A 20173-nucleotide genomic window follows, 5' to 3' on the forward strand; every position below is an offset into this window, starting at 1 on the left:
GGCTAATAAGTTTGCTGGGGAGTGGATGGCTGCAATTCAACGACGGTACTATAATCGTCCCGCAACCGCTGATCGTGGGTGACCACTACGAGTGCCGCCCCCAATTCCGCGGCCCGCTGGCGGAGCAAGCTGCTGACCCGGGCGGCGTTCCGGTTGTCGAGCGCGCTGGTGGGCTCATCGGCCAGAATCAACTTCGGATGGTTGACCAGGGCGCGGGCAATGGTGGCGCGTTGTTGCTCTCCGATACTCAGTTGGTGCGGTCGTCGGGCCGCGAGCGGACCGATCCCAAGCTGCTCGAGTACGGTGTGGGCGCCCTCTTCGTCAGCCGGTAGTCCGGCACTTCGCCGAGCGATGAGGAGGTTTTCCTTAACGGTGAGGGCTTCCAGAAAGTAGGCTCGCTGCAGCACCAGTCCGATGTTGCGGCCGCGAAAGCGATCGAGTGCTCCGCCCGTCAGTTTCGCGTAGTCCGTACCGTCCAGGAAGGTACTGCCCGCTGCCGGGGTCAGCAGTCCGGCGAGCAGATGCAGCCAGGTAGACTTGCCCGCTCCGCTCGGACCGAGGAGAAGACAGGCCTCGGCGGACCCGACCGTCAGGTCGGGAAACCGAAAGACGGGATTAGTGCCGGGGTACGAATAGGTGAGGTTGTGAGTCGTGAGCACGACCCAAAAGTACGGCTTGGTAATTGGTCGTTGCCGGCTCCCGCGTCCCCGCCCGAATCTTGTTGCGCACAACCGCTCTCCCGCCCCGCGCGTTTACCCACTCAGAGGCTATGCAGGATAAAACAGTACTCATCACGGGCGCCAACGACGGCATCGGCCGGGCGACCGCCGAACGGCTTGCGCGCAAGGGGGCCCACCTGGTACTAGCCTGCCGGAGTGAGACCAAGGCTCAACGAACGGCCGATCAGCTGGTGGAAGCCACGGGCAACGAACGCATCGATACGCTGCCGCTCGATCTTGCCGACCTGAGCAGCGTACGGGCCGCCAGTGAACTGTTTCTGGCCGAGCACCCCCGGCTGGACGTGCTCATCAACAATGCCGGAGTGTACTGCGACCAACTCGAGCTCACCCGCAACGGGTACGAACTACAATTCGGGGTCAACCACCTCGGTCACTTCCTGCTCACCCTCAACCTCATTCCCGCCATGCAGTGCACCAAGATCTGCGGGCGCGTCATCAACGTAGCCAGCGCCATGCACAGCAAGGGGGGCATTGATTTCGGCAATTTGCGGGGCGAGCGGGGAGCGAAAAACTACAACGGCACGCGGGCCTACGCCCAGAGCAAACTGGCCAACGTGCTGTTCACGAAAGAACTCGACCGCCGCCACGGCAGCGAGCTCACGACCAACTGCCTGCACCCGGGCGTGGTGGGCACCCAGCTGGCCAACAAAAAGGGCAAGCTGTTCACCAAGACCATTTGGTCCTTGTACAAACCCTTCGCCCGCACCCCGGAAACCGGCGCCGACACCAGCGTATACCTGGCGAGCAGCCCCGAGGTGCGTGAGGTATCGGGCCGTTACTTTAATCCGACGCAGTGCCTCGTCAAGCCCTCCCCTACCGCCCGCAACGAGCAACTCGCCCGGCGGCTGTGGGAATACAGCGAGTCGGCCGTACGGGATTTCCTTCTATAAAATTCACTAGGTACCTTCGCGCTTATGCCACTCGACCAACAGGACGTAGACACTTGGGAATACGATGCGGACGGCAAGCCCGTGCCCGAGACCGACAAGGAGATGTCGTTCGTCGATCACCTCGAAGAGCTGCGCTGGCACGTCATGCGCGCGCTCATCGCCATCTGCGTGGGCGGCATACTGCTGTTTATCTTCAACGACTACTATTTCCGCTACGTGCTCTTCGGGCCCCTACGGGAGGATTTTCTGAGCTACCGCATGTTCTGTCGGCTTTCCGACTACCTCGGCACCGGCGGGGCCCTGTGCTTTCACCCGCCGCACGTGCTGGTGCAGGCCACGGAATTCGGCGAACAGTTCATCACGGCCGTAAAGATGGCCTTCGTGGGCGGGTTCGTGGTGGCTTTTCCCTACGTGTTCTACGAGATCTGGTCGTTCGTGCGTCCGGGTCTTTACCCGGCCGAGCAGAAAGCTACGCGGTGGGTGATCGTCATCTGCTCCCTGCTGTTCTTCACCGGGGTGGCCTTTGGCTTCTTCATCGTGGCCCCCTTCGGTACGAACTTCCTGATGGGTTTCGAGGTCGGCGGGGCCGTGAACCAACCGAAGATGGACTCCGTCATCAGCTACATGATCATGTTTACCCTGCCGGCGGCGCTTATTTTCGAGTTGCCGGTCCTGGTACATTTTTTGGCGAAATTCGGATTGGTGACCGCCGAATCGATGCGGCAGTACCGCCGCCACAGCCTGATCGGCATTCTGGTATTGTCGGCTTTGCTCACGCCGCCCGATGTCGTGACCCAGATCCTGATCGCCGTCCCCCTCTATACCCTGTACGAAATATCGATCTTTGTGGCCAAGAGTGCGCAAAAGGACTACGAAGCCGCACTGAAGTAGCCACTGGCGGGGCCGCGGGCGCCGTATATTTAAGTAAACAGCCATGTTCATCATACCACCATACATCCGTTTTGCCCTGATCGCCGCAGGAATACTGGGGGGTACCGCCCTCTGGATCGCCTTCGGGTTCTGGTACGGATTCCCCTTCTTGCTTGCGGGATTGATCCTGCTGGCCGGATACGTTTTTCTCGGTACCGTCGGCCCGGCCGCCCAGGCCGTGCAGGCCCAGGATTTCAACCGGGGCGAACAGTTACTCAATCTGACGCTGAAGCCGGAGTGGCTGTACAGTGCCAACCGGGCGTTCTACTACATGATGCGCGGTACCATTGCCCTGAGCCGCAAGGACCTCAACGCCGCCGAAGGCTATTTGAAGCAGGCCGATGCCATCGACGTACCCACCGCGAACGAAAAGGCGATGCTCAAGCTTCAACTCGCCCAGATCGAGGCCAACCGTAAGAATTTTCCCGCCGCCAAGAAGTACCTCAAGGCCGCCAAGGAGACGAACGTAAAATTGCCCCAGATCGTCGAGCAGATCGACATGCTCGACAACGCGCTCAAACAGTCCGGTCAGGTCAAAGCCGCCCAGCGGATGGGCAAGCAGGGACACCAAATGATGAGCCGCGGCGGCAAGCGGCGGCGGCCGAAGGGGAGGTAGAATTTACCATTTACCATTTCTAGATTTACCATTGCAAATTGGCGGGGATGCTCGGTAGAATTTACCATTTACAATAGCTGAATTTAAAATTTAAAATTGGCGGGGATGCTCGCTGCGCTCGGTAGAATTTACCATTTACCATTTCTGAATTTACAATCTAACATTTGCGGGGATGCTCGCTGTGCTCGGTAGAATTTACCATTGCAAATTGGCGGGGTTGCTCGCTGCGCTCGTCTCGACGTCTCCGCTCGCTGACGCTCGTGGGCTGCAGTGGCAACGCAGATTACTTGCATTAAAGCGCACATTATACGCGGATACAGAGTTAGCCGGCGAGCCCCGATAACGAGCGCAGCGAGCAAGAATCAGCGGCAGCCCAATTCAAAATGGTACTTGGTACATGGTACATAGTAAATCCTACTCACTGAGCTACCCACCGAACACGCCACGACCGGCCGACGAGCGCAGCGAGCAAATAACAGCGGCAGCCCCAATTCAAAATGGTACTTGGTACTTTGTACATGGTAAATCCCACTCACTAAGCCATTCCCCAAACACGCCACGACCGGCCGACAGGCGCAGCGAGCAAGAATCAGCGGCAGCCCAATTCAAAATGGTACTTGGTACTTTGTACATGGTAAATCCCGCCCCCTAAGTTACTCAGCAAATACGCCACGACCGGCCGACGAGCGCAGCGAGCAAATAACAGCGGCAGCCCAATTAAAAATGACAAATTTTACATTCTAAATTTCTCCCTCCCTCTGCTCTACCTCCACATCCCTTTCTGCAAGCAAGCGTGCAGCTACTGCAACTTCCACTTCAGCACTAATCTGAAGCTTCGGACCGCCGTCGTAGATGCCCTGGTACGGGAACTATCCGTACGGCGGGGGGAATTACCCGACGGGCCGGTACCGTCCATCTACTTCGGAGGTGGCACCCCCTCCATCCTGTCGGCTGCGGAACTTGTCCGGCTGTTCCGCGCGATCCGGGGCGCCGGCTACTGGAATGGTGATTCGGATACCGAGATTACGCTGGAAGCGAATCCCGATGACCTTTCGGAGGAGGCAATCGCTGTTCTGGCCGGTAGCCCCGTGAACAGGCTCAGTATCGGCATTCAGAGCTTCGACGAGGCGGACCTACGCTTCATGAACCGCGCTCACGACGCCCGGCAGGCCTTAGCGGCGGTAGGTAAGGTGCGGGCCGCCGGTTTCGACAACCTGAGTATCGACCTCATATACGGCGCTCAGACCACCACCGACGAGACTTGGTCGCGCAACCTGCACGTCGCGACGGACTTGGGGGTGAACCACGTAGCAGCCTATGCCCTGACCGTCGAGCCCAAAACGGCGCTCGGACACCAAGTGGCGACCGGAGCCGTACCCGATACCAGCGACCGCCGTTTCGCGGTTCAGTTCGGCATGTTGATCGATCACCTTACCGCAGCCGGCTTCGAACAGTACGAGATCAGCAACTTCGCCCGCCCCGGCCACCGCAGCCGTCACAATAGCGGATACTGGACTGGCCGGCCTTACCTCGGGATCGGACCGGGTGCCCACAGTTTCGACGGACAGTTTCGCCGCCGGTGGAACGTCAGCAACAACGCCCGCTACGCGAAGGTCTGGCCGGAGATCGCTACGGCGGATGCATTCGTTGACGCCGGGCCGCTACTCTATACGGAGGAATTGCTCCGTCCACGGGATCGGTACAACGAGTTCGTGATGACTAGCCTGCGACGGACGGAGGGCGTAGCGGTAGCGGAACTGAACCGACGGTTTGGTGCTGATCTGGCCCGGCACTTCGTCCGGGAGATGCAGGTGCACGTAGGTAACGGGAACGTTGAGCTCGAGCAGGATCGGCAAATTTATCGCCTCAGCCGCCGGGGGCTGGCGGTTGCCGATGGAGTGGCTGCGGACGGCTTCTACTGACGGCCCAGAACGTAGCGCACGGCCAAGGCACCGTAACCGCCCCCAAAGGAATTAAAGGCTCCGTAACGCGAGTCGCCGATGAAGAAGGTCGGCACCCAGTCGGCGGACACCGATACGGGTGTGTCCTCGAAGGTGTACTGCAGGCCCAGGTATCCCGATACGCTGAAGGTCGTGGACCCGGATTCGCCGAATTTATAGCTCCAGAACTGGGCCCCGACACCCCCGCCGTAGTAGTATTCCAGTCCGTCTACGGCATCGATGTCCTGGTGCACCTGGTAAGCGCCGTTAATACTGACCCAGTTGGCCGCGCCGCTGTACCCCCGGTAACCGACGTACACCTCGACGGCGTTCGATTCGCTAACGAAGGTTTTGAAACTCGCGGACAAGGGATAACCCAGGCGGACACCGATGGCGGATTTGTATTGCTGAGCGGTGAGGTGGGTGCTCATGGTGGTAAGTCCGATAATCAGCAAAAGGTACTTCAGTGTGTTCATAGTGAGGATGGTTAGTGATATCCCTAAGGCATAAGTAAGTTATAACACCTTTGCCACTTCCTATACACCTAGCAGTAGAAAAATTATCACCCCCAATGCTACCGCTACGGCAATGATTCGTACCCGACGGTTGGCTCGGACTTCCGCCTGGTACTTTTCCCGAAGTTGGGCGACCCACCGGTCGGGCGTGTGGCGGGATTCCTTAACTGACGCACGTTTACGACGCCCCGACCGTGGACCCGGAACTTTCCGGACGCGGCGGAATTTGGTAGTGGTATCGGTGCGATGATCTACGATCGCGGCGGCTCCTCCGGGTAACATGATGGAATAATTTTATAGATAAAGTAGCGGCCCGGGAGGATTATCCGATTCTGTGACCGACCGACCCCTGAATTTCTTCGACCAATCCGTCATTGATGCTCCGGCAGTGCCTTTCGTTACCGTACACCCGTTAATAAGACGCAGAAAGAAAAGTATCCCAAACTCCATACGGTGATCTTCGAAAGCGTGACTAGGACAGGTGACCAGACCGCAAATGCCGGTTTGGTCTAAACGTTCTATCTTGACAGGGTTAACTGTTTACCGTGAAGAGAGCACCAGTATTCCTTTTATGGCTAGCGCTATATGCCTGCCAATCCGAACCTTCCGCCGTACAACTATCCGTTCAGCCGGGCGACAACATCGTTCTCATCGGCAATAATCTCTGTAGCCGGATGGCGCATTTCGGATACTTCGAAACCGCTATTTACCAGCAGTTTCCGACGGCTGAGCTCACCATTCGAAATATGTGCGACCCGGGAAATACGGCCGGATTCAGGCCCCACGCCAGCCGTAAATCACCGTGGGCCTTTCCGGGAGCGGAGGATTACAATCCCGACGTAGACCGCGACAGCCGCAGCGAAGGCCACTTTCCGACGGAGGACCATTGGTTGGATTCCCTGGATGCCGATATCGTGATGGCCTTCTTCGGCCTCAACGAAAGTTATGCCGGTCCGGAGGGACTGACCAATTTCGCCCTGGAGATCGACAGTTTTATCCGGTACACCCAAAACCAGCGCTACAACGGGACGACTCCTCCCCAACTCGTCCTCCTATCTCCCCTGGCCTACGAAAATTCCAGTATGCTCGGCTTACCGGACGGCGAAGCGGAGAATCGCAACATCGAAAGGTACACTCAGGCCATGCGCGATATGGCGGCCGACAACGGCATTCCCTTCATCGATCTTTACACCCCCTCCCGGGAGTGGATGGAAGATGAGCGCCTTACGACGGATGGGATCAGCCTCAATGAGGCGGGGTACCGAAAACTAAGCGACTACCTCTCGCGCCAGCTCTTCGGCAAGTCGGCACCGGAACCCGACGCCCGGCTGCGGGCCGCGGTAGACGAAAAGAATTACTTTTGGCTGCTTGACTTCAAGATGCCTAACGGGGTGCACGCCTACGGCCGTCGGTATAATCCCTACGGCCCCGATAATTACCCATACGAGATCAAGAAGGTGCGGCAGATGACGCGCAACCGCGACGCCGCCATCTGGGCCTATCTGGCCGGAGAGGAATTCGACGTGGCCGCCGCCGACCAGCGTACCCTGCCCCTGCCTCCGGTAAAGACCAATTATGCCCTCCAGGATTCGGAAGACGTACGCTACCTCTACGGCGACGAATTGATGGAAAGCTTCACCACCGCCCCCGGCTACCGCATCGAGCTCTTCGCCTCGGAGGAAGACTTCCCGGAGTTAGCCAACCCCACCCAAATGAACTGGGATGACCGGGGACGCCTGTGGGTAAGCCTGATGCCCAGCTACCCGCACTACCGCCCCGGGGATGCCCTGCCGAACGACAAATTGGTCATCCTCGAGGATACCGATGACGACGGGCGGGCGGACGTACTCAAGATATGGGCCGACAGCCTTCACCTTCCCGTCGGCTTCGAATTCGCGCGGGGGGGCGTGTACGTCTCCCAGGGCACGAACCTGATCTTCCTGCAGGACACTAACGGGGACGACGTAGCCGATACCCGCGAGATCGTCATGAGCGGTTTTGACGATCACGATACTCACCACAACATCAGCGCCTACGAGGCCGACCCCGGGGGTGGCATTTACATGGGCGAGGGCCTGTTCCTGCACACCAACGTGGAAACACCCTACGGACCAGTACGAGCGACGAATGGCGGATTTTACCGTTTCGACCCGGATCGCCGTCACCTGGAGCGTACCGCCCAGATCGCGATCCCGAACCCCTGGGGCATTATTTTCGACGACTGGGGGCAGCCCATCTTCGCCCATACGAGCGGTCCCCGGGTGCAGTGGATGCTCCCGTCGACCATCCGCAACGTCTACGGCGTCAACAGTCCCATGGCCGACGACCTCATCGAGGAAGCTCACCGGGTGCGTCCAACCTCCGGTTTGGAGATCGTCTCCAGTCGCCACTTCCCCCCCGAAGTGCAGGGTGATCTGCTCATTAATAACACGATCGGCTTCCGCGGTACGAAGCAGCACCGCCTCTTCGACAACGGTACCGGTTTCGACACCCGCTGGCGCCAGGACCTGGTCACCAGCAGCGACCCCAACTTCCGACCGGTGGATATGGAGTTTGCGCCCGACGGAAGCCTCTATATAGTTGACTGGCACAACGTATTGGTCGGGCACATGCAGCACAATGCCCGCGACCCTCTGCGCGACCACGTTCACGGGCGTATCTACCGCATTACCTACCCGGGCCGCCCCCTGGTGCCGGAGCCGAACGTAGCGGATGCCACCATCCCCGAACTGCTGGATAACCTGAAGTTGCCGGAGTACCGGGCGCGCTACCGCAGTCGACGCGTGCTGCGTGGTCACCCGGCGGAGGAAGTCATGGCGGCTACCCGGGACTGGGTCGCCGCGCTGGATAAGCAGGATCCCAATTACGAACAGTACTTGCGCGAAGCCCTCTACGTAAGCTGGGGTTCCGGAACCCCGGACGCGGAAATACTGGATGCCGCCAGTGAAGCTCGTGACTATCGCTTACGGGCCGTGGCCGCGCGGGTAGTCCGCTACCTGGGTCACCGCCTGGACGACGTGCCTACACGACTGGCCAACTTTGCCGCCGACCCAAACTCCCGGGTGCGGATGGAAGCGATGGTGGCCGCCTCGTGGTTGGATCCGGAGGAGGGTGACGATATTCTCGACATCGTTGCCGATCAGGAACTCGACGAGATCAGTCGGCAGGTACTCAACAGCGCCCGGGCCCACCTGCGGGGAGAGCCCTACGTAGAGCCGGTAGCGGAGATTGCCGAGAATCCCGATAGCCCCATCGCCCGGGCTTACGCGCTCGGCGAGGAAATCTACGGTCAGGAGGGCTACTGCGGGACCTGTCATCAGGAGAACGGTAAGGGCCTGGCGGCGACTGGTTATCCTCCCCTGGCCGGGTCCCCCTGGGTAACCGGGTCACCCGAACGACTCATCAAACTCGTGATGCATGGCATGTACGGCCCCATTGACGTACTCGGCAAGCACTACGAAGGTCAGGTACCGATGACGGCCTACGGAGGCTTGATGAGCGACGAGGAGATGGCAGCGGTGCTGACCTACGTGCGTAATTCCTTCGGGAATACGGCTAGCATGATTAAGCCCGAGCAAATCGACGCCGTACGCACCGTCACCGCCGGGCGGAAGGCTATGTACCGCGCCGACGAGTTGCTGGAAGAACATCCCCTAAAAGTGAAGAAGTGACCCACAATCTGCGTTTATACCTGATTCCATTGCTCCTGGCCTGCCTGCTTGGCTCCTGCGGCCCCGCCCCCGAAACAACGGACGTCACGGAAGCCGCCGCGAAGACTTCCGCCGCCCCGAAAATCGTGTTCGTTACCGGCGACGAGGAGTACCGCTCCGAGGAAAGCATGCCCATGCTGGCGCGCATCCTCGAGCGTAACCTGGGCGCGGAAACCGTCGTGGGCTACGCGCTGGATTCGGCCGGATACATCGACCCCAATAACGTGTACCACATCAGTCAACTCGACCAGTTAGCGGACGCAGACCTGATGGTCATATTCACCCGCTACCGGCAATTGCCCGCCGACCTGGCCCGAAAAATTACTGACTACGCCGAGAGCGGTCGACCCATCGTCGGATTCCGCACTTCCACCCACGCGTTTAAGTACGTGGAACCGAAAGACAGCGCCCTGATGTCGCTGAACGATGACTGGCCGACAAAGGTGTTCGGGCAGCAGTGGATCACCCACCACGGTCACTTCGACGACGGCAGCGGAAAACTCACGTCCGTAACGCCGGTGGCGAAAAAGGCGGACCACCCCGTCTTGCGTGGCGTGCAGCCCTTTGAGGCTTACTCCTGGCTTTACCACGTGGACGGCGGCGACTGGAAACTGAGCGGCGACAGCGCCCCCCTCCTGATGGGCCATAGTTTACGTTCCAACCACGAAGAAAAGGGAAGGCTGGATGAATTCCCCCTCGATAATCCCGTAGCCTGGACCAAAACCTATACCGGCAGTAATGGTGTACCCGCGCGGGTATTCTTCACGACTTTGGGACACCCCTTCGATTTTCGGGAAGAGCCGATGCGTAAGCTGGCCCTGAACGGTATCTACTGGGCACTGGGACGGGAGGGGGATATCCCCGCGACGGGGGTGGATGCGACCATCGTGGGGGAATACGCACCAAATAACTCCGGCTTCGGGGAAAAATTCAAACCGGGTCGGCGGCCGGAGGTGGAGTGATAAGCCGGTGATGTTCCGCAGTGGGCAGTCCCCCCCCCGGGCACCCCGTTGGACCGCTATAGCCGTTGGACGGTGGGGGACCGTCCAACGGCTATAGCGGTCCAACGGCTAGGCACCCAAACTTTTCCGCTAAGAGCTTGCAATTTCTATCTGCTTATAATTACCTTTGCGTCCGCTTTAATCGGGAACGCCCGAGAATACGGCAAATGGTGCGGTAGCTCAGTTGGTAGAGCAATGGACTGAAAATCCATGTGTCGGCGGTTCGATTCCGCCCCACACCACATGATTCTTGGAGTACATCATCATCACTTTACTGCGTCTTGCCCCGTCGGCGAGTAATAGTTTAGTGCGATAAACCAACTGCTCCACAAACGTATTGCTCAGAGGTCCGCCGGAAATACCCGGTGGGCCTTTTTGCATTTTAGCCAATCTCCCCAATGCCAGCGACAACGCCCCCCCTCCGCATCGCCGTCCAGAAATCAGGCCGCCTGCTCGACGAGTCCATCGAGCTCCTCAAGGAATGCGGTATCCGGATCGATAACGGCCGCGATCAGCTCAAAGCACCCGCCCGCAATTTCAACGCCGAGGTCCTCTACCTACGCAACAGCGACATCCCCCAGTACATCCAGGACGGCGTCGCCGACATCGGCATCATCGGCGAGAACACCCTCATCGAGAAGGAGAAAGACGCGGAGGTAGTCCTCAAACTGGGCTTCTCGAAGTGCCGCCTCAGCCTGGCCACCCCCCGGGGCAAGACATACGGTGGAATCCACAGTCTCGACGGACAGCGCATCGCCACCAGCTACCCGAACAGCCTGCGGGGCTACCTGCGGCAAAAAGGGATCGACGCCGAAATTCACGAGATCAGCGGCTCGGTGGAGATTGCCCCCAATATCGGTCTCGCTGATGCCATCTGCGATCTGGTCAGTACGGGCAGCACCCTCTTCAAGAACGGGTTGGAGGAGCAGGACGTTATCCTGAAGTCGGAGGCCGTGATCGCCGCTAGCCCACGCATCGATGCCGGGCGTCGCCAAATCCTCGATCAGCTGATATTCCGCATCAAGTCGGTACTGGCGGCCCGCAACCAGAAGTACGTCCTCATGAACGTGCCCAACGACCGCATCGGGGAGGTCATCGCCTTACTGCCCGGCATGCGCTCCCCCACCGTCCTGCCCCTAGCGGAGGAAGGCTGGTCGAGCGTGCACACCGTGATCACCGAAGACCGCTTCTGGGACATCATCGATCGCCTGCGCGCCACCGGAGCGGAAGGCATCCTCGTGGTCCCCATTGCCAAAATGATCGTCTGATGAAAACTTTCGTCGAGCCCAACCGGGGGGAATGGGAAGCCCTCACCCGCCGCCCCGTGCAGGATCTGGAGAGTCTCCAGGCGACCGTCCGGGAAGTGATGCACCGGGTCCGGGACGAAGGGGACGCCGCGCTGCGTGACTTTACCGCCCGCTTCGACCACGTGGAGCTGGATGATCTTGCCGTACCCGAGGATGCCATTGCCGCGGCAGCCGCCCGGGTGCCCGAGGATCTTCAGCAGGCGATCCGGGTAGCCAAACGAAACATCGAAACGTTTCACCGCAGCCAGCAAGGCTTGCGAGAAGAAATCGAGACCATGCCCGGCGTGCGGTGCTGGCGGGAAAGCCGGGCCATCGACAAGGTAGGTCTGTACATCCCCGGCGGCACCGCACCCCTCTTCAGTACCGTCCTGATGCTGGCCGTACCCGCCCAAATTGCCGGGTGCCGGGAAGTCGTGCTCTGTTCTCCACCGGATCGGGAGGGGAATATTCACCCCGCCATCCTATTCGCCGCCGGCCTCTGCGGAGTGACCAAAATCTTCCGCCTCGGAGGCGCGCAGGCGATTGCCGCCATGACCTTCGGCACTACCTCGGTACCAAAAGTGTACAAGATCTTCGGCCCGGGCAATGCTTTCGTGACGGTCGCCAAACAGCTCGCTCAGCTCGAAGGACTGGCCATTGACATGCCCGCCGGCCCCTCGGAAGTACTTGTTTGCGCGGACGCGGGAGCAAGGTCCAGTCACGTTGCCGCCGACCTGCTCAGTCAGGCCGAGCATGGCCACGATAGCCAGGTAGTTCTCGTAACCGACAGCGAGGAGAGAGCAAAGGACGTCTGGCTGCAAGTCGAAGCCCAACTGGCCCAACTACCCCGCAAGGACTTGGCCGCGCGGAGTATTGCCAACAGCCTCAGCCTGGTGTTCGGTGACTGGGACGAAGCCGCCGAGTACGTCAACCTATACGCGCCGGAGCACCTGATCCTTAGTATGGAAAATGCCCGGGAGTTCGCGCATCGTATCCGCAACGCCGGCTCCATCTTCCTCGGCTACCACACACCGGAAAGCGTGGGCGATTACGCCAGCGGCACCAACCATACCCTCCCCACCTACGGCTACGCCCGCCAGTACAGCGGTGTCAGCCTGGATTCTTTCACCAAAAAGATCACCTTTCAGGAACTCACCCCCGCCGGACTACGCAATCTCGGCCCCACCGTCGAAGTTATGGCCGAAGCCGAGCACCTCCGGGCCCACCGCAATGCCGTCAGCCTAAGGCTCGCGGATCTGGACTAATCCACTCATCCCCTAACCCCTCATCCCTCCCCCGATGACCACCACCACTACCACCGACATCAAGTCACTCGTTCGTCCCAATATCCTCCACCTCACCCCCTACTCGAGCGCACGTTCGGAGTTCAAGGGGCGGGCGGACATTCTGCTGGACGCGAACGAAAGTCCCTTCGACAACGGGCACAATCGGTATCCGGAACCGCTGTCGACCGATATCCGGATGGCGCTGGCGGAAATCCGGGGAGTGGATCCCGACAAGATTTTCATCGGCAACGGATCGGATGAGATCGTGGATCAGGTGACGCGGATCTTCTGTATTCCGGGGAAGGACAATGTCGTGGCCCTTCCGCCAACCTTCGGGATGTACAAGGTGGCCGCCGGCATCAACGACGCCGAGTTTAGGGCCGTGACCTTGTTGCCGGATTTCTCCATCCCCGTCGGTAAGTTGAAGGAAAGCTGGGACGAAAACTCCAAGATTCTCTGGCTCTGCAGCCCCAACAATCCGAGTGGGAACCTGATGGATGCCGCGGTGGTGGAAGAGTTGATCCGCAGTTTTCCCGGCATCGTGGTGCTGGATGAAGCGTACATCGACTTTATTCCGGAGGCCAGTTTCCTCCCCCGCCTGGATGAATTTCCTAATTTGATCATTACCCAAACGTTGTCGAAGGGTTGGGGAATGGCCGGTGTGCGGCTCGGCGCGGCCTACGCCAGCGAATTCATCGTTACGATGCTGCGGACGATCAAGATGCCGTACAACATCAACGTGCTAACTCAGGCCACCGCCCTGGCAGCCCTGCGGCAGCCGGAAGTCATGCGCGAGCGGGTAAACACCCTGGTCTCCGAACGGAAACGGCTGGAACGGGATCTCCTCACCTCTGACCTGGTAGATTATATCTTCCCCTCGGTGACCAACTTCCTGCTGGTACGCTTCTCGGACTCGGACAGGGTATATCGCCACCTCCTCGATCGCGGGATCGTCGTCCGCAACCAAAGTTACCAGCCGAACGCCAAGAATTGCCTGCGCATTACGGCCGGGCTGCCGGAGGAAAACGATCAGTTACTGGCCGCTCTCCGGGAATTGTAGTACCGCGGAGGCGCCGCCGGATAGCTCTATCGGAAGAATCCCTGGTGCCCCCCCTGAAGGGAGGAAAAAGCAGGACTATTTACAGCTTCCACTTTACTGGTATCATTCTTCACGAATACGTATGGCGGTTTCCCTTCACCGCACCCCCGTGTTTAACTTTGCCACATGGCCCAAAAGATCCTGTTTCTCGACCGCGACGGCACCCTGATCCTCGAACCCGAAGATTATCAGGTAGACTCCATCGATAAATTAAATTTTTATCCCGGAGTATTTCGCTGGCTCGGACGTATCGCACGCGAGCTGGATTACAAATTTGTAATGGTCACCAATCAGGATGGTCTGGGTACCGACGACTATCCCGAGGCGACGTTCTGGCCCACCCACGAACTTATGCGCCGTGCTCTGGCCGCCGAGGGCATAGCGTTCACGGAAGAACTCATCGACCGTACCTACGCCAGGGATAACGCCCCCACCCGTAAGCCTAATCCCGGTTTACTTACCACCTACCTCTCCGGAGATTATGACCTAGCCAACAGCTACGTCATCGGAGACCGGCTGACCGACATGCAGCTCGCCAAGAATATCGGCGCCCGGGGAATCTGGATTGCCACCGACCCGGAACTCGGCAACGATGAGCTCAGTTCCGGAGAACTCGGCGACCTTGACGACACCATCGCCCTACGCACTACCGACTGGGAAGACATCTACCATCACTTACGACTCAAAAACCGTACCGCGACCGTTCGCCGCACGACCAAGGAAACGGACATCCTCATCGAGCTCGACCTGGACGGCACCGGCCAGACTACCATTGACACCGGACTCGGTTTCTTCGATCACATGCTCGATCAGCTTGGCCGTCACTCGGGCTGCGATCTGACCGTAAAGGTGAAGGGTGATCTCGACATCGACGAACACCACACCATTGAAGACACGGCCATCGCTCTGGGGGAGGCGTTCGCCCAGGCGCTCGGCGACAAGCTTGGCATCGAGCGCTACGGCTGGTACTTACCCATGGACGATTCCCTGGCCCAGGTAGGCATCGACTTCGGCGGTCGCCCCTGGCTGGTTTGGGACTGCACCTACCGCCGCGAAAAGATCGGCGACATGCCCACCGAGATGTTCTACCACTTCTTCAAGTCCTTCACCGACGGTGCCCGCTGCAATCTCAACGTCAAGGTCGAAGGAGATAACGAGCACCACAAGATCGAAGCCACCTTCAAAGCGTTCGCCAAGAGCATCAAAATGGCCAAGCGCCGCGACGTAGAGAATATGCGGTTGCCGAGTACGAAGGGGGTGTTGTAGGCGGGTAGTAGGTTAGGCAGTTAGTAGGTTAGGCAGTTAGGCAGTTAGTAGTTTAGGCAGTTAGGTGGTTTGTAGTACATCAGTGACCGATAATAGCTTGGAAAGCCACCTGATTTTGCCGGCATTCGACTAACAGCGAGCACCCTAACCAACTAACAGCGAACGCAGTGAGCGAGACTAACAGCGAGCACCGCGAGCATCCTAACCGACTAACAGCGAACGCAGTGAGCGCCCTAACCGCCAAAGGCGACTAACAACGAGCCCCACGAGCGTCCTAACCGACTAACAGCGAGCCCCGCGAGTGCCCTAACCAACTAACAGCGAACGCAGTGAGCGCCCTAACTGCCAAAGGCGACTAACAGCGAGCCCCACGAGCGTCCTAACCGACTAACAGCGAGCCCCGCGAGCGAGACTAACCAACTAACAGCGAGCACCGCGAGCGAGACTAACCCCTTCCCCTCCTACGTTACCCCCACGTGATTCCAAAGACGCACTGGTTACTGCTTTGCTTTCTGGCGACGGGCTACCTCTCTGCGCAAAATTTATCGACCCTGCGGCAGCGCATCATCGCGGTAAATCCGGCCGGTCAGTTGGTGGATTCGTTGACGGTCGTACCGGAAAGTTTGGAAATCACCGCTCTTGACGGTCAACGGGTGCCGAAGAGCGCATACCTCTTGAACGGACGCTACCTGCGCTGGCTCAGTACCGAACTTCCCGACTCACTGCTCCTGCGCTACCGCGCCCTCCCCTTTACCCTGGACGAACGCATGCGCCTCATCGACTCGACGCAGCTGCGGCGGGAGGAAGCCGGTCTGGTCATCGGCGCCTACGACCCCTACGTGCGCTCCGGACTTCTCGATAACGACACGAAGGTGCAGACGCGCGGCAGTTTCAGTCGGGCCGTCAGCTTCGGCAACCGCCAGGATCTGGTGCTCAACTCCGCCTTCAATCTGCAGCTTAACGGTGAACTGGGCAACGGCATCGAAGTGGCCGCCGCCATCACCGACGAGAACCTCCCCGTACAGCCCGAGGGCACGACCCAACAACTGCGGGAGTTCGACCGCATCTTTATTCAGTTGCGTAAGGACCGATCCCAACTCACCGCCGGCGATTACGAACTGCGCAACCCCGAGGGCTACTTCATGCGCTACTACAAAAAGCTCGAAGGGGCCACCTTCACGACCGTTGCCGGAGCAGACGGGGACGCGGGAACCTGGCAAAACAGCGCCAGCATTGCCGTGGCGCGCGGCCAGTTCATCCGCCAGAACATCACGCCGGGAGAAGGTAACCAGGGACCGTACAAACTGACGGGCGACGGTGCCCAGCGCTTCCTGATCGTCCTGGCGGGCACGGAACGCATCTACCTCGACGGAGAGTTGCTGCAGCGCGGGCTCGACGCCGACTACGTAATCGACTACAACCTGGCGGAACTCACCTTCACGACCCGCCGCCTGATTACCCGTGACGTACGCATCGTAGCCGAATACGAGTACGCCGACCAGCGCTACCTACGCACCCTCGCCGCCGGCAGCAGCCGCTACGAACGGGGCCGGATGACGGCCTACGTGAATCTCTACACCCAGCAGGACAGTAAGACGGCCACCGGCGACCTCGAACTCACGACCGCCCAACGCGAGGCTCTCAGCCTGGAGGGAGACGCCCCCGGCGGTATCGCCGTACCGAGTATCGATACCCTCGACGGGCGGGAAGAACTGCGGGCCACCTACGAACTGCGGGATACCACCACCGGTTGCGCGGTCGACCAGACCTACCTGCTGAGCACCACCGATCCCGTGCGGGGGCGCTACGTGGCCACCTTCACCGACCGGGGGCAGGGGGGCGGGGCCTACCGACTCGACCCCGAGCGACCGGCTAACGAACGGATCTACGTCTTCGTGGGCTACGACGAAAACTGCGTGCCCCTCGGCCGTTTCGCCCCCGAGATCGACCTGGTCGCCCCCCAACAGCAGCAACTCTTCACCGCGGGGGGGGAGTACCGCTTCGGGGGGGAGGGAAGCATCCGGGTGGAGGGTAGTCGCAGCAAACTCGATCTAAATCGCTTCAGCCGGCTCAACAGCAGCGATGACGTTGGTCACGCCCTGCGCATCGATGCCGACCGAACACTGCCCATCGGAATCGACAGCAGCGGATGGGCCGTGGCGGGGCGGGGACGCTACGAGATCGTGGAGAAGACCTTCAACTTCATCAACCCCTACCGCTCCCCGGAATTCTACCGCAACTGGAACCTGAGTAATCGCCTCAGCACCATCCGGCCCGAAGCGGCTACGGAACAGCTGGCGGGCGGCGGTATCGGCCTGCTTCGTCAGGGGGTCGGGCGTATCGACTACGACTACGAGCAGTTCACCCGCAGCGACGATTACCGGGGCCGGCGACACGAGGCGCTCCTCCAACTGGATACGGAGGACTGGCGGGTAACCGGAGTCTTCAGCCAATTGAATAATGAGGATACCCTTAGTCGCGGCAACTTCCGGCGACCCAGCCTCACCATCAGCAAAAATTTTCGCACGCTGGGGGGGTGGAAAATCAGCGCGGCATACGCGGGAGAGCGCAGTGTCCGGCGTGCCCTGGCGACCGACAGCCTTTCCGCCCTCTCCTTTCAGTACGACAAGTACGTGATCGGGATCGAAGCCCCCGCGACCGAGCGGTACACCTTCTCCCTGAGCGCCAGTCAGCGCGACGATAAATTGCCCGACGGCAGCGAATTACAACCCAGCACCTCCGCCCGGGAGATCACCGCGGAAGGCAAGTATCAGGCCGCCCAAAATTTACAGTTCGGGGGCAACTTCACTTACCGCGAGCTCGACGTACCCGGGCAGGAGCTTGTGGAAGACCGTCCCGGAGCCACCTTCCTGGGTCGCCTCGACGTGCGGGCCGATGCCCTGAAGCGTGCCTTCACCAGCCAGACCACTTACCAGGTCGGCAGCGGTCAGGAGCCCCGGGTCGAGTTCCAGTACCTGTACGTGGGCCCCGGCCTCGGGCAGTACATCTGGCAGGACAGCCTCTACAACAACGACGGGCGCATCCAGCCCAACGAGATCGAGCTTTCGCCCTTCCCCGACATCGCCGACTACATTCGGGTCAGTGTATTCAACAACAATTTTATCCGGACCGACAACGCCGGCATCAACCAGCGCTTCAACTGGGATCCGGACCGGCTCTGGCGCGGCACGACCGGCGTGCGGGGGTTCCTGCGCCGGATCGCGCTGAACACCGCCATTAACATCGACCGGAAGACTCGGCAGGCCGACGACATTCAACCCTGGAATCCTTTCCAGTTGGCCGTTGCCGATACTAACCTGGTGGCCCTCAGCGTCCGCCGCCGTCACGGGCTGTTCTTCAACCGGGCTAACCCGCGATACGATATTCAGCTGAGCAACGACGAGCAGCGCAACCGCCGCGTACTCACCACCGGTTTTGAGAGCAGCCGGCGGGAGGAATGGGAGCTGCGCTTCCGCTACCGCCCCAACGACCAGCTAAGTCTGGAAACTGCCGGCATCACCGGGCGGCGGGAGTCGGATTCCGAGCGCTTCAACGAAAAGGACTACAAACTCGTCTTCCACCGCCTGGAGCCGAGCGTAAACTGGCAACCCGGGGCCTTCAGCCTCAACACCACCCTGGTCGTAGGCCGGGAAGAGAACACCCTGCCGGCGACCGACGGGGAGTTTACCCTGCGCCGCGAGGCCCGCTTCGAGGGCAATTACCGGAACTGGATCGACGTCGGTTTCCAGTGGATCGAGATCGACTACGAAAACGGAATTTCGGGAAGCCCGGTCGGCTTCGCGCTGCTGCAGGGCCTGCAGCCCGGCCGAAACCTGCTCTGGAAAGCCAGTCTGACCCAGCAACTAGGGGAATACCTCCAACTCAACCTCCTCTACGATGGCCGGCAGACCGGCACCGCGGACGTGGTGCACGTAGGGCGGGCGCAGGTCACGGCCCAGTTTTAGGAGCGCGGATGGACTACTTCACCGGCATGCCCTTGTCCCCGAAGATCTGCCCATCGCAGATGCGAAAGCGGGTGTAGGTAATCGTTTTGCCCAGGTTTCGGTGCATCTTTTCGTAATAGGTGCGGGTAGCTAGTTCCGGAAGCGGATAGGGGCGGGCATCGATGTCGTGATCGTGGTACAGAATTTCCACGGCCGGCTGCTCGGCAAAGGTTTCCAGGGTCCAGTCGTAGAGCTCGCGACTGTCGGTCTTGAGGTGTACGAGCCCGCCGGGCGACAGAATACGCCGGTACTGTTGCAGGAACTGGGGGGCGGTCAGGCGGCGATTTTCCTTTCCCTTCTTGAGGAAAGGATCGGGAAAGGTGATCCAGATCTCACTGATCTCCCCGGGCGCGAAGAAATGACTGATCACTTCGATCCGGGTACGCAGGAAGGCGGCATTGCCCAATCCTTCGGCCAGGGCGGTTTTAGCTCCCTTCCAGATGCGGGCGCCCTTGACGTCGACGCCGATGAAATTACGGTCAGGGTACTGACGGGCCAGGTCCAGGGTGTACTCTCCCCGGCCGCAGGCAAGTTCCAGCGTGATGGGGTGATCGTTGCGGAAGTGTTCGTCGGCCCACCGCCCCCGCAGGTCTACGAGGGCGCCGTTTAGTCCGGTCAGTTCCGGCTTAGTGGGCTCGAAACTTTCGTAAACGTTGGGGAAAGTGAGGTTCTCGGCGAATTTCTGCAGCTTGTTCCGGCCGGCCATATTATCGGTGCTTAGCGGCGGCGAAGATAGGGCGATCGTTCCTTAGCCACCGCCCCGCCCCGCCTGGCATAACCGGTAAACTTGAGTATTATTTACCCAACTTTACCGGCAACCAATGTAGGTGGACGAACATTAAATGTTAAAAACCGAAGATTATTCCAGAAATACCCCGATATTCGGTCAG

14 protein-coding genes and 1 tRNA gene are annotated in these 20173 nt (G+C 59.8%); 12 read left to right on the forward strand and 3 right to left on the reverse strand.

The window, feature by feature from the left end; translation table 11 throughout:
- Positions 1 to 2 precede the first annotated feature (2 nt).
- Positions 3 to 659 (reverse strand): ATP-binding cassette domain-containing protein, encoded by a 657-nt coding sequence (locus NMA52_RS12730; protein ID WP_254828065.1) that lies wholly within the window; start codon positions 657 to 659, stop codon positions 3 to 5.
- Positions 660 to 769: 110 nt separating this feature from the next.
- On the opposite strand from NMA52_RS12730, the gene NMA52_RS12735 reads away from it, so the two are divergent.
- The 4 genes from NMA52_RS12735 (at position 770) to hemW (ending at position 5098) form a co-directional block, all read left to right on the forward strand.
- Positions 770 to 1630, forward strand: coding sequence for an SDR family oxidoreductase (locus tag NMA52_RS12735; RefSeq protein WP_254828066.1), 861 nt, complete (start codon positions 770 to 772; stop codon positions 1628 to 1630).
- 24 nt (positions 1631 to 1654) lie between these two features.
- Positions 1655 to 2521: a twin-arginine translocase subunit TatC gene (tatC, locus tag NMA52_RS12740; RefSeq protein ID WP_254828067.1), complete on the forward strand. Its 867-nt coding sequence runs from the start codon at positions 1655 to 1657 to the stop codon at positions 2519 to 2521.
- 43 nt (positions 2522 to 2564) lie between these two features.
- Positions 2565 to 3176: a hypothetical protein gene (locus NMA52_RS12745; RefSeq protein WP_254828068.1), complete on the forward strand. Its 612-nt coding sequence runs from the start codon at positions 2565 to 2567 to the stop codon at positions 3174 to 3176.
- 773 nt (positions 3177 to 3949) lie between these two features.
- A complete protein-coding gene (gene hemW, locus NMA52_RS12750; protein WP_254828138.1) occupies positions 3950 to 5098 on the forward strand; it encodes a radical SAM family heme chaperone HemW in 1149 nt (382 codons plus the stop codon).
- Here the strand turns inward: hemW and NMA52_RS12755 are convergent.
- Positions 5092 to 5592 (reverse strand): hypothetical protein, encoded by a 501-nt coding sequence (locus NMA52_RS12755; RefSeq protein WP_254828069.1) that lies wholly within the window; start codon positions 5590 to 5592, stop codon positions 5092 to 5094. The genes hemW and NMA52_RS12755 overlap by 7 nt on opposite strands.
- A gap of 584 nt (positions 5593 to 6176) precedes the next feature.
- On the opposite strand from NMA52_RS12755, the gene NMA52_RS12760 reads away from it, so the two are divergent.
- From NMA52_RS12760 to NMA52_RS12795, 8 genes are all read left to right on the forward strand, one after another.
- Positions 6177 to 9302 (forward strand): PVC-type heme-binding CxxCH protein, encoded by a 3126-nt coding sequence (locus tag NMA52_RS12760; protein ID WP_254828070.1) that lies wholly within the window; start codon positions 6177 to 6179, stop codon positions 9300 to 9302.
- Positions 9299 to 10303 (forward strand): ThuA domain-containing protein, encoded by a 1005-nt coding sequence (locus NMA52_RS12765; protein WP_254828071.1) that lies wholly within the window; start codon positions 9299 to 9301, stop codon positions 10301 to 10303. Before NMA52_RS12760 ends, NMA52_RS12765 begins: the two co-directional genes overlap by 4 nt.
- A 208-nt stretch (positions 10304 to 10511) precedes the next feature.
- Positions 10512 to 10584, forward strand: a tRNA-Phe gene (locus NMA52_RS12770).
- Positions 10585 to 10740: 156 nt separating this feature from the next.
- Positions 10741 to 11610 carry an ATP phosphoribosyltransferase gene (gene hisG / locus NMA52_RS12775; RefSeq protein WP_254828072.1) on the forward strand — a complete coding sequence of 290 codons (870 nt, stop codon included), beginning with the start codon at positions 10741 to 10743 and terminating at the stop codon, positions 11608 to 11610.
- Entirely contained in the window at positions 11610 to 12893 is a 1284-nt protein-coding gene (hisD, locus tag NMA52_RS12780; protein WP_254828073.1) for a histidinol dehydrogenase, read from the forward strand. The genes hisG and hisD overlap by 1 nt, the downstream gene beginning before the upstream one ends.
- A gap of 34 nt (positions 12894 to 12927) precedes the next feature.
- Positions 12928 to 13974, forward strand: coding sequence for a histidinol-phosphate transaminase (gene hisC, locus NMA52_RS12785; RefSeq protein WP_254828074.1), 1047 nt, complete (start codon positions 12928 to 12930; stop codon positions 13972 to 13974).
- A 165-nt stretch (positions 13975 to 14139) separates the two neighbouring features.
- Positions 14140 to 15279 carry a bifunctional histidinol-phosphatase/imidazoleglycerol-phosphate dehydratase HisB gene (gene hisB / locus NMA52_RS12790; protein ID WP_254828075.1) on the forward strand — a complete coding sequence of 380 codons (1140 nt, stop codon included), beginning with the start codon at positions 14140 to 14142 and terminating at the stop codon, positions 15277 to 15279.
- 476 nt (positions 15280 to 15755) lie between these two features.
- The gene (locus NMA52_RS12795; protein ID WP_254828076.1) at positions 15756 to 19244 is read left to right on the forward strand and encodes a hypothetical protein; all 3489 of its coding nucleotides are present in this window, start codon (positions 15756 to 15758) and stop codon (positions 19242 to 19244) included.
- Between the two features lie 13 nt (positions 19245 to 19257).
- Here the strand turns inward: NMA52_RS12795 and trmB are convergent, their stop codons facing one another.
- The gene (trmB, locus tag NMA52_RS12800) at positions 19258 to 19989 is read right to left on the reverse strand and encodes a tRNA (guanosine(46)-N7)-methyltransferase TrmB (protein WP_254828077.1); all 732 of its coding nucleotides are present in this window, start codon (positions 19987 to 19989) and stop codon (positions 19258 to 19260) included.
- Positions 19990 to 20173: the final 184 nt, after the last annotated feature.

Origin of the sequence: Lewinella sp. JB7, from assembly GCF_024297185.1 — a bacterium.
GTDB lineage: Bacteria > Bacteroidota > Bacteroidia > Chitinophagales > Saprospiraceae > Neolewinella.

Bases quoted from the DNA above. Each gene is read 5' to 3' on its own strand.
- hisG (WP_254828072.1), top strand. From the start codon at position 10,741: ATGCCAGCGACAACGCCCCCCCTCCGCATCGCCGTCCAGAAATCAGGC.
- trmB (WP_254828077.1), bottom strand. From the start codon at position 19,989: ATGGCCGGCCGGAACAAGCTGCAGAAATTCGCCGAGAACCTCACTTTC.
- tatC (WP_254828067.1), top strand. From the start codon at position 1,655: ATGCCACTCGACCAACAGGACGTAGACACTTGGGAATACGATGCGGAC.
- NMA52_RS12745 (WP_254828068.1), top strand. From the start codon at position 2,565: ATGTTCATCATACCACCATACATCCGTTTTGCCCTGATCGCCGCAGGA.
- hisD (WP_254828073.1), top strand. From the start codon at position 11,610: ATGAAAACTTTCGTCGAGCCCAACCGGGGGGAATGGGAAGCCCTCACC.
- NMA52_RS12755 (WP_254828069.1), bottom strand. From the start codon at position 5,592: ATGAACACACTGAAGTACCTTTTGCTGATTATCGGACTTACCACCATG.
- NMA52_RS12735 (WP_254828066.1), top strand. From the start codon at position 770: ATGCAGGATAAAACAGTACTCATCACGGGCGCCAACGACGGCATCGGC.
- hisB (WP_254828075.1), top strand. From the start codon at position 14,140: ATGGCCCAAAAGATCCTGTTTCTCGACCGCGACGGCACCCTGATCCTC.
- hisC (WP_254828074.1), top strand. From the start codon at position 12,928: ATGACCACCACCACTACCACCGACATCAAGTCACTCGTTCGTCCCAAT.